Origin of the sequence: Protofrankia sp. Cr1 (assembly GCF_963555865.1) — a bacterium.
Classification (GTDB): domain Bacteria; phylum Actinomycetota; class Actinomycetes; order Frankiales; family Frankiaceae; genus Protofrankia.
Map to the genome: position 1 here is coordinate 13,274 of NZ_CAUVXO010000056.1, position 7,377 is coordinate 20,650.

Here is a 7,377-nt window from a genome sequence, read left to right on the forward strand (position 1 = left end):
CGGTCAGATCGGAGGAGGTCAGATCGGAGGAGGCCTGCGCCGAAGCCGGGATGGACCCGCCAAGCCAGCCCGATGCGGGGTCACGCATGCCGAGGGTTCCCGCCGTGAACAGCGCACCGGGATCGTCCATCACCGCCCTGCGCCAGGGCCACAGCCCGACCGCCGCCACGGCGGCCGGGACGAGCACGAACAGCAGTCGGCGGGCGCGACGCAGCACCAGGGTTCCACCGGCAAGGCCGACCACGGCGGACACGAACAGCGACGGCGAGCACATGACCGCGATGAGCAGCCGCACCGCAAGGCCACGAGCGGCGGGCCAGCCGCATCCCAGGTTGCTCGCAGACCCGGGCGGCGCCGGACCCGCCACCACCGGCACCGCGGCCGCGAGTACACCCGGGACCGTTAACAGCGCAAGGACGACATCCACCCGCCCGACGGCAACCGCCCAGGTCATGGGTGGGCCGAGCGCATATCCCGCCGCGATGACCGCTCGAACCCGGCAATGATCACCCGCCCATCGGCCCGTCGACGCCCGCTGGCCGGTGAGCGGCCCGCCCGGGCCGCGCCGGAGGTGCCCAGCCGCGACATAGGCGGCGAGGCCCGCAAGCATCGGTCCGGCGAGCAGGACGACATCGGCGGCGAGCCACGGTTTGCCGCCGAGCACAGTCGCGAGGAGGGCCAGCACCACCAGCCACGGCGCGGCCGGCAGCGTGCCATGCACCGTCGACTGGAAAATACCGGGAACACCGGGATTACCGTGCCCACCGGGCCGCCAACCGGACAGCACGGCCGACCACAGGTCGCCGGCACCATCGGGCAGCGGGAGCGGCGCGGCAACCCCGGGCATCCCGAAGCCCGCCGTCCCCGGGCCCCAGCCGGGACCCGCCAGGAAACGTGCGGCGCACATCGTCACGACAGCGAGCGCTGCGGCCAGGACCAGCCCCGGCCCGGTTGCCCGGCCACGCTGCCCCGCCCGGCCACGCTGCCCCGCCCATTCACGCTGCCCCGCCCATCCAAGACGGGCACAAAGACCGGACAGCGGCTCCCAGACCGCGCGCAACCGGCTGCCCCGGGCGGTGAACAGCGGACGCAGGGCACGCGCGGGCACCCGGGCGCACGCTGCCCGACGGCGGCGCGCGTGGCGCAGCCAACCAGGACGGCTGAACACCTCCACAGCCGCGGCCACCTCAGCACGCCCACGCCGGGCCCGGCCCCGGGCGGCAGCCCCGGCACCTCGCGCGAGCCCGCCGGGTACCAGCCACAGCCACGCCGGCACAACCCGCGCCGCCCCGATGTTGGCCAGCCGAACCCGCAGCTCGTCCCGCCGGACTGTCCGGTGGTCGAGCCGGTCGAGGCATGGGTCCCGTTCGCCGCCGACGGCCGGCGCACGGCGGATCGTGGCGGGCGGAAAAACCACCACCCGCATCCCTGCGCGCCACGCCCGCCAGCAGAAGTCGATGTCGAACGCGGTAGGCAGCTCAGGGTCGAGCCCGCCGAGGAGATGCCATGCTCGGGCGCTGACAAGCGCGCCCGTCAGTGAGACCGCGAGGACGTCCCGGACGGTGTCGTGCCCTGCGTCGTCGACTTCCACCCGGCGGTCCACCCGGTCGAGTACGTGCGGGCCGATCACGGCGGCGCCCGGGTCCAGCAGGGCATAGGTCAGCAACCGCTCCAGCGCGTCGGGGGCCGGCACCGCATCAGCGGGTAGCAACCACAGAAATCCCTCGGCTGGCGCCGTGCCCGCCATCGCGAGAGCCTCGGTAACCATGGAACCGTAGGTGCGCCCCGGCGAATCGTCCCCGCCCACCTCCACCATGATCACCTGGTCCGGCACGCGGGTCTGCCCGCGCAGCGCGCTGCGTGACGGTGCCGGTCCCGGCGCCGACATCACCACAAGCGCGACCACATCGACGGCATCAAGATTGACCGCATCCAGGCCGACCGCAGTGCGGTCCGGGCCACGACCCGGCACGGACGGACTCGGCCCGGCCGTCGGTGCGGCGCCCGTTGCATGCGACCGAGCGGTCACCACGCGCCGGATGGCTTCCAGCCAGCTTCCGCGGCGGGACGCTCAGACCGCCCGGCGGCGCAACCGGCGCCGTTCCCGCTCGGACATCCCACCCCAGATCCCGAACCGTTCATCCTTTTCGAGCGCGTATTCGAGGCACTCGTCCCTGACCTCGCAGCCCGAGCAGATGCGCTTGGCCTCGCGGGTCGAGCCGCCCTTCTCCGGAAAGAACGCCTCCGGATCGGTTTGGGCGCACAGTGCGCGCTCCTGCCACTCCGGTGGGTCCGCGAAGACGTCGTCCATGCCGATCTTGATGACATCAGCCGAGCTATGATCACGATGCTCGACGGTTGCCGCGTCATCGGCATGCGCCGACTCGGCAGGTTCGTCGTCGTAGGCCGCATTTAGATCAAATTCGACAGCGATCAGCTCCCCACCGGCCTGGTGACCGGGGTCGGCCTGCCCTGGCCACCGGTCAACGGCCGCCCCGGCGGACAACCCGGTACGTGACCGGTGCGTTTCGGCGAGGACGATGTGGGCGCCCGCGTCGGTGCGTTCCATGTGGACTCCTCCAGACCCGTCGCGGTGCGGTCGGCCACCCCCCGGGCGCCGGCGCGCAGGTGACTGGTGTCCACACCGGTGGGGCAAGCGCTTTATCGCACTTTCCCCACCGGCGGGGGAAATGACACGCCGGTAATTACACGCGCCGAACTCGGCGACGTCAACCCCACCAGCGCAACATCTTCTACAACCAGCGATCAGACAATAGCTCACGGTAGCAAGATGTCATTACAGAGGGTCCCTGTTCGCAGCCCTGAGCGACACACATCAGCCCCTCGCACCCCCTGACCAGCCCATCTTACCGTCCGGAATTGCATAAATCCGTCATGAATTGTCCTTCTCATGACATCTCCTCCCATCCACCGGACTTCTGTGGACACGGCGCTACCGAGGCGCCGACCGACGAGCTCAGCGACCGGCCACCCACACCGGGACACCGGGACACCGGGACACCGGGACACCGGGACACCGGGACACCGGAGCTGAACGCAGGCCGTCGCCGCCGGTGCAACGACCCGCGAGCGGCGATCCCGGCCCGGCCCGGCCCGGCATCCCGACGGTAGACCCCAGCTTTGGAACCATTGTCCGGCAAGACAGTCGATCAACTCACCGGCACGACGAAGTCGGGACCCAGGACCCGTCAGGAGATGATCGGAAGTACCCTGCCGGCGGCGGCGGATGGCTCGGCCACGACATCCCGGCGGGCCGCGGCGAACCGCTCCGCGCCGACGGCTCCGTAGGTCGTGGTGCGCTGGCGTGCAGGCCGGCCCGCCTCGGCTGCCATAGCCTCCAGCTCGGCGATGGATCGGGCCGACCCGTGCTCGGAACCCGCCATGCGGCTGATCGTTTCCTCCATGAGGGTTCCACCGACATCGTTGACCCCGCCACAGAGGACCTGCTGACAGCCGTCCGGACCGAGCTTCACCCACGAACACTGGATGTTGTCGATCGCGCCGTGCAACAACAGCCGGGCCATCGCGTGCACCGCCCGGTTCTCACCGACGGTGGGACCGGGCCTGGCCACGCCGGCCAGATAGATCGGCGAACTGTGGTGGACGAACGGCAGCGCCACGAACTCGGTGAACCCCCCGGTACGCTCCTGGATGCGGCGCAGCAGCCGCAGGTGAGCCACCCACTGCGTCGGTGTGTCCACGTGCCCGTACATCATCGTGGCCGAGGAGGGCAGGCCCACCTCATGCGCGGTTGTGATGATCTCCACCCAGGTCGAGGTCGGCAGCTTGCCCTTGGTCAGCACCCATCGCACGTCGTCGTCGAGGATCTCCGCGGCCGTTCCGGGGATCGAGTCGACACCGGCCTCACGAGCGGCAGTCAGCCAGTCGCGGATGGACAGACCGGTCCGGGTGACGCCGTTGACGACCTCCATCGGAGAGTAGGCGTGCAGGTGGAGACCGGGCACCCGCCGCTTGATCTCGCGGGCCAGCTCGAAGTACGCGGTCCCCGGCAGGTCCGGGTGGATGCCGCCCTGCATGCAGATCTCGGTCGCGCCCACCGCCCACGCCTGTTCGGCCCGGACACCGACCTCCTGCTGGGACAGGGTGTAGGCGTCGACGTCGTTGCGCCGCTGTGCGAACGCGCAGAACCGGCACCCCGTGTAGCAGACATTCGTAAAATTGATGTTCCGGTTGACGACGTAGGTCACGTCCTCACCGACCGTGTCCCGGCGCAGGTCGTCCGCGAGCCGGCAGAGCTCCTCCAGGGCCGTGCCGGCCGCGCCGAACAGCACCAGGGCGTCCGCGTCGCTGATCCCCGCCGGGTCACCGCTGGCGTGGCGCAGCGCGGTCCGCTCCGCGTCGTCCAGACGCACCGGCGCCCCCGCACGCGCACGCGCCCCCGTGCCGACGACCCCGTCAGCACCCGTGCCGGCTGCGCTGACCTGCTCGCGCAGGATGTCCCAGTCGCCGTACACCGAGGCGAAGTCCGCTCGGCGGTCGGCCTGGCGGCCGGTGACGTCGATGGCCGCGTGCAGATCGACCCGGCCGCCGTCGGCGAGGCCGCCGTCGGGTTCCTGCCATGGACGGCCGACCGCGGCGGCTCCGGCCCGCAACAGACCATCCGGACCGGCCAGGGCGTCGACATGGGATCGCAGCCGCGGGTCCAGCCAGGGTTCGTCGAGATATGGCGGGTAGGCGGTCAGCCGCGGCCGCAGCGCGAAGCCCGCCGCCCGCGTGAGCGTGGCCAGCGTCTCAACCGCCGGCCAGGGGCGTTCGGGATTGACGTGGTCCGGTGTGACCGGCGACACCCCACCCCAGTCGTCTATGCCCGCGGCCAGCAACAGCGCGCATTCGTCGACGTCGACCAGGTTCGGCGGTGCCTGGATGCGGACGGACGGCCCGAGAACGAGCCGGGCGACCGCGACCGCGGCCGCAAGTTCCTGTGCACCGACGTCCGGCTCGCCCCGCATCGCCGTGTCGTCCTTGGCCCGGAAGTTCTGGACGATCACCTCCTGGATGCCGCGGTAGCGTCGGGCCACACCCCGGATCGCAAACAGGGTCTCGGCCCGTTCCACGCGAGTCTCGCCGATCCCCAGCAGCAGGCCGGTGGTGAACGGCACAGCCAGGCGACCGGCGTCTTCCAGCACCCGCAGTCGGCGCGCCGGCTCCTTGTCGGGTGAGCCGTAGTGCGGTCCGCCCGGCGTCGACCACAGCCGGGCCGCGGTCGTCTCCAGCATCATGCCCATGGACGGCGCGACCGGCTTGAGCCGCGCCAGCTCCGCCCAGGACAGGACACCCGGGTTCAGGTGCGGCAACAGCCCTGTCTCCTCCAGGACGGCGATGGCCGCGGCCCGCAGGTATCCCAGGGTCGAGTCATAGCCATGGGAATCCAACCAGTCGCGTGCAGCGGGCCAGCGGTCCTCCGGACGATCACCCAGCGTGAACAACGCCTCCGCGCAGCCGGCCGCCGCACCCCGGCGGGCGATGTCGACGACCTCGTCGAGGGTCAGGAAGGGAGCGGGCAACCGCTGCGGGACGGTCGCGAAGGTGCAGTAGTGACACCTGTCCCGACACAACCGGGTCAGCGGGATGAACACCTTGGGCGAGTAAGTGATCGTGTCCGGACGCCCGGCGGAGCGCAGGCCCGCGTCACGGACCCGCGCGGCCGACCGGGACAGGTCAGCGAGATCCTCCCCGCGGGCGGCCATCAGGACGGCCGCCTCCACCGCGTCGAGGACCACGCCGTCACGGGCCCGCCGCAGCGCACGGCGCAGGGCCGCAGCACCGGGCACCAGCGGGTCCGCCATGGTGGCCGGCATGGTGGCCGGCACCGGCCGTGCGGACTCACGCGCGCCACCGCTGTCCGGACCGCTGTCCGAACCGCTGTCCGACTTCCATGATTTCGTCATTTGCTCACCCGAACCCCAATAATCATCTGTCGGTCTCCTGCGGTCGGCGCCGTCGACAGCGTCCGCCGGCCCGCAGGCGCCAGGAGACCCCGGGTCAGCCGGTCATCCCGTCCGACCCGGACACGGTGGGCTGCTTGCGCGGAACCCACCAACGACGCCAAGGGTGTGGTAGGTACGGCACCGGGCGGCGAGTTGGTCGCAACGCTTTGACGCGGCGTCGCGCTGCGTCGGGGACCGGCCCGCCCGCTGGCGCAGCTCAGACCGCCTGGCGGCCTCCACCTGCGGATGGCGCGCGCCAGCCAACGCCCGGGCCAGGGTTGCGGTGACAGCGTCGAGGCTGTGCCTCATCACGATCGGAACCGGCTTCAATGCGATCACCGGCTTCATCACGATCGGCGGCTTCTTGATGTTCTCAGGCATGGACCGTCCTTCCGCTGCTTCAGCACCGGGTGCGGGATGTCGGGGCCGCCGACAAACGCCGTGGCGGACGTGCGGTCGCCTGGCACCACTCGCTGATCCGGTGCGCTGATCCGGTGCGCCGGTCGGCGCACGCCCTCAGTCTCACCACTCTCTCGAAGGAGAATCAAGAGATAGAAGACAATAAGATCATCCACTACGTTCAGGCACGATCAGTAGACCCGGGCAACCCGCCTTCCCGCGACCCGCGGGGCCCGGGGTCGTTAAGCTGATCAGGTGCCGCGTAACCGCCAGGAAGTTCCGCGCGAGGAGCGGATTGACGCGCTGCTGGCCGTCGCTGAACAGCAGTTCCTCGCCCGGGGCTTCGCCGCCACATCCATCGCCGAAATCGCACGGGCCGCAGGCATCGAACCGGGTTCGGTCTACTGGTACTTCCGGTCGAAGGACCACGCGTTCGCCGCGGTCCTCAACAGGCTCCTCGACGGTGAGGTCGACCGGATCGACACGTTCACCGGCGACCCGGCCGCGAAGTTGTTCGCCGCCCTCGACTCGGTCGAACGCCGACGGTCCCTGCACCCGTGCGTGGCCGAACGAGCGCCACACTCAGCCGCGGTCATGGAGTATCACGAACGACTGCACGCCTGGCTTCACGACCTCGCGCTGGCCACGGTCACAGACCGGGTGGCCGAACCCGACCGGGAAATCGCCGCGGACGCGGTCGTGGCCACCATCGAAGGTGGCCTAGCCAACCCTGCTCCCGCGCGACCCACCAGCAGCCTCGTGCGCTACCTGCTGGCGGCGTTCACAACCCGCCAGCCGCACGAGCGGGCACAAGCGGCCCTCGCGCCCTAGGTGGCTGGCGTTTCTCTCGGTAGCTGACGGTGCGTAACAATGCTCATGACCCTCCGACAGATGACCTAAAGTAGCGGACCCGGGCGCAGCGCCCGCCGTGTCGTCGGCGCATCAAATGGCTGATCTTGCGTTCGACCCTGGGGCGGGTGGCCTGGTAGTCGGCCTGCCAGGCGGGGTC

At 70.7% G+C, this 7,377-nt stretch carries 5 protein-coding genes; 1 reads left to right on the plus strand and 4 read right to left on the minus strand.

Annotated features, from left to right (window positions below; translation table 11 throughout):
- From U9980_RS07635 to U9980_RS07650, 4 genes are all read right to left on the minus strand, one after another.
- On the minus strand, positions 1-1,972 hold a 1,972-nt coding region (locus U9980_RS07635), incomplete at its 3' end, for a glycosyltransferase (RefSeq protein ID WP_322767292.1).
- Positions 1,973-2,071: 99 nt separating this feature from the next.
- The gene (locus U9980_RS28490; protein ID WP_416210185.1) at positions 2,072-2,311 is read right to left on the minus strand and encodes a WhiB family transcriptional regulator; all 240 of its coding nucleotides are present in this window, start codon (positions 2,309-2,311) and stop codon (positions 2,072-2,074) included.
- An 898-nt stretch (positions 2,312-3,209) separates the two neighbouring features.
- Positions 3,210-5,930, minus strand: coding sequence for a bifunctional FO biosynthesis protein CofGH (locus U9980_RS07645; protein ID WP_416210184.1), 2,721 nt, complete (start codon positions 5,928-5,930; stop codon positions 3,210-3,212).
- 102 nt (positions 5,931-6,032) lie between these two features.
- Positions 6,033-6,350, minus strand: coding sequence for a hypothetical protein (locus U9980_RS07650; RefSeq protein WP_322767294.1), 318 nt, complete (start codon positions 6,348-6,350; stop codon positions 6,033-6,035).
- 273 nt (positions 6,351-6,623) lie between these two features.
- Here U9980_RS07650 and U9980_RS07655 point away from each other — a divergent pair, with 273 nt between their 5' ends.
- Entirely contained in the window at positions 6,624-7,199 is a 576-nt protein-coding gene (locus tag U9980_RS07655) for a helix-turn-helix domain-containing protein (RefSeq protein ID WP_322767295.1), read from the plus strand.
- The last annotated feature ends 178 nt before the right edge of the window (positions 7,200-7,377 follow it).